Raw genomic sequence first — 3,125 nt, forward strand, 5'->3', positions numbered from 1 at the left:
ACACCGAAAGTGTTACCGAAAGAGGCCATGCACTTACTCTCTCCGTCGAGATTCTTTTGTTTTTTGTTTTTGAAATGAAAAACTGGAATATTTGAGAAACTTGAGAAACTAAGTCAAAATGATTATGACTTTTTTAGAATGACATTGCAACAAAATTATAACAAATAAGAAACTGTAAACACAGTATGTCTTAAAACGTTAAGAATAAAACCAGCAAGAAGGTAAAAAAGAAAGAAGCAGTTTTTTGAATTTTAGATGTTACCGCAATTGGTTTCCTTTCCTAAAATTTGTTTAAATTATTTGCAATATTAATATAAACGAGATATTAATGATGAGAAATCAAAAAGGCATACTGAATATAATTTGTACAAAATATTTGCAGTATTTAAAAATGATGATTCTTATATAAAAAGTTTAAAATGCCAAAATGTACAGCTGCTAAACTGTATAACTGCTAAAGCATCAAAACATAAAAAAGAATGCAGGGATGCGATCACTACATCTTTTTATTCCGTAAGCGTTTATGTTTTTGCGGTCAACTGCTACTCTATGTTTCCAGCTTTTCAGCTCCCTATTTTCGAATATTGGACGAGGCATTTTCATCAGAGTCGTAATGCCGACCGAAACTCTCACAAATCATATTGGTTCTTGTGGCAGCAACACCTATCCGTTTGTTCAAGCGGCCACAAGAGTAACATGATTGGCTGGTGGCATTGGCTTTAATCTCTTCGATATGAACTCCATTTTTAGCTGCACCTTCTTTCAGCGTATGCAACAGTAGGGATGTGGCAACTATCTTCTGGTGGAGTTTGTTGACTTTAATCTGTATGCACTGTAGGTTGAGCAGATTCAGTTTTTTGATACAGATTATCCGGCTTTGTTCGGCAATTCTGTTGGCGAACGTATAGTAGAGCTGTCGTCTTGCAGCTTTCAATTTGCGGTAGGTATTTTACCATTCCATGCGTAGCCGCTCGGTACGTTTGAGCCAAATGGTATCTTTGCCATTTGTACCAATTGGTTTTTACATTAGGCTGTGTTTTAGTAATCTATTGATTTCAATTATTTGCAAGGGAAAAGACAATTATTTTCCGGTTAGGAATAAACCTATCCTGTTAAATACCTTAAAGCCAAACACGCCTATCAACACCATATTAAAACACAGCCTTTTTTAATATAGTAGACACAATCTTTCCCTATTCATGAAGGTGATCGCTTCTTTCAGATTCGTATTTTAATGCTTTCTATTTTTATAAAAATTGACCAAAATAGCTCAATTATAAAAAATTGCGCGATTTTGGTATTTATCATGAAAATTTCCAGACCTCCGGAATTTACCCTGTTGCAACAGGAATATATGCAGCATCTCACTGAAAGAATGACGCAAATTACCAAGCTACTGAATTCTTCCGCAAACAATCCTGATATAGACATTCCCGACTTTCTTACTGAAATCAAAGATTATTCAGAATTTTCCGTGACAGATAAAAATGGAACCTACCTGCATTGGGACAAATTCAGCCGGATTCACACGGTAGATACACGGATGAAATGGCGGGCCGTCAAGGAGAGCCGCAGAAAAATCCAAAAACCAATTAATCTCCCGTTTGAACATCAGTTTTGGTTCTGCATTCCCGACTCTTTGCAGGCACGGCTTCATTTGATTGACAAAAGCTGCGGCAGTACTGTCGGCACGTCTAGCTTGGGCGGTTTCGGCAGAAACGAGCAAAACCGGTTCCTGCTCAAGTCTCTGATTATGGAAGAAGCGATTACATCCGCCCAAATGGAAGGCGCGGCTACCACGCGCAAAGTGGCCAAGGATATGCTCAAATCGCAGCGTAAACCCAAAACAAAAGACGAAATCATGATAGTGAACAACTATCACTTGATGAAAAAGGCGGTAGAATTGAAAAATACGCCGTTAAGTGTTGAAATGATTTTGGATTTGCACCGCATTGCTACCAGCAACGCTATTGAAAACAAGGCCGAGCCCGGGCAATTCAGGCAGGATGACGAAATCTTTATCGCCGATATCAATGGTAACAGCCTGTATCAACCACCGCCGCACGGACAGGTTCATACGCTGATGGAAGCGGTGTGTGCGTTTGCCAATACTACCTATGACGGCGTGGAAAATCCGTTTATCCATCCGGTTGTCCAAGCTATTATCTTGCATTTCCTCATCGGCTACATCCACCCATTTGGTGATGGCAACGGGCGGATAGCGCGGGCTTTGTTCTATTGGTTTATGCTCAAAAACAGCTACTGGCTATTTGAATACATATCCATCAGCCGTCTTCTGAAAAACGCTCCGGCCCAATACGCCAAATCCTATTTGTATGCGGAAACCGACGATTCAGATTTAACCTATTTCATCTATTACCAATGCGATATTATCAAGCGGGCGGTTGCCGATTTGGAGCACTACATTTCCGACAAACAAAAACACCAACAGGAATTCAAAGCAGCGATTGCCCAATATACTGAAAAGATAGGAAAGTTGAACCAACGGCAAATTTGTATCCTGCAAAAAGCAGTGGAAGAAAGCGGAAAAATCTTTACTGCACAAGAAATTGCCAACCAATACGGTATCTCCCTGAATACTGCCCGTAGCGATTTAAGCAAACTGGGAGAATATAGATTCCTAGTGCCGTTCAAATCAGGAAATGCTTTAGAGTATGTTGCTCCTCAGGATTTATCAGCCCTGTGCCGTAAAACTCCGTCCTTTAGGGCGGAGATATAAGGCACAGACACAAAACAAAGGTATAATCATACCACTATGATAATACGCAAAGCCTACAAATTCGAGCTGATGCCCAACGGCGCACAAATCCGCAAAATAAAACAGTTTTGCGGTTGTTCCCGTTTTGTATTCAATCGCGCTTTGGCGTATCAAAATGAACAGTACGAAGCAGACAAATCATTCAAATTCAGTTACAACAAAATTGCGAATTTGCTGCCCGAATGGAAACGTGAATTAACTTGGCTAAAAGACTGCCACAGTCAGGTTCTGCAGCAAGCTTTGAAAGATTTAGAAAGCTCATTCAAAAATTTCTTTGCTAAACGTTCAGATTTTCCAAAATTCAAACGCAAGGGCGAAAAAGACAGTTTCAGATTTCCGCAAGGCT

3 protein-coding genes are annotated in these 3,125 nt (G+C 39.8%); 2 read left to right on the top strand and 1 reads right to left on the bottom strand.

The window, feature by feature from the left end; all coding sequences use genetic code 11:
• Positions 1–571: 571 nt before the first annotated feature.
• The gene (locus KEM39_RS12135; protein ID WP_107863903.1) at positions 572–934 is read right to left on the bottom strand and encodes a zinc ribbon domain-containing protein; all 363 of its coding nucleotides are present in this window, start codon (positions 932–934) and stop codon (positions 572–574) included.
• A gap of 420 nt (positions 935–1,354) precedes the next feature.
• On the opposite strand from KEM39_RS12135, the gene KEM39_RS11005 reads away from it, so the two are divergent.
• Together KEM39_RS11005 and KEM39_RS11010 are read left to right on the top strand one after the other, a co-directional pair.
• Positions 1,355–2,740 (top strand): Fic family protein, encoded by a 1,386-nt coding sequence (locus KEM39_RS11005; protein ID WP_211710040.1) that lies wholly within the window; start codon positions 1,355–1,357, stop codon positions 2,738–2,740.
• Positions 2,741–2,809: 69 nt separating this feature from the next.
• Positions 2,810–3,125 (top strand): helix-turn-helix domain-containing protein (locus KEM39_RS11010; protein WP_249182763.1); only part of this gene is annotated, 316 nt, incomplete at its 3' end.

The sequence above is a fragment of the Neisseria sp. Marseille-Q1983 genome, from assembly GCF_018224585.1.
In the GTDB taxonomy this organism is placed as follows: Bacteria; Pseudomonadota; Gammaproteobacteria; order Burkholderiales; family Neisseriaceae; genus Neisseria; species Neisseria polysaccharea.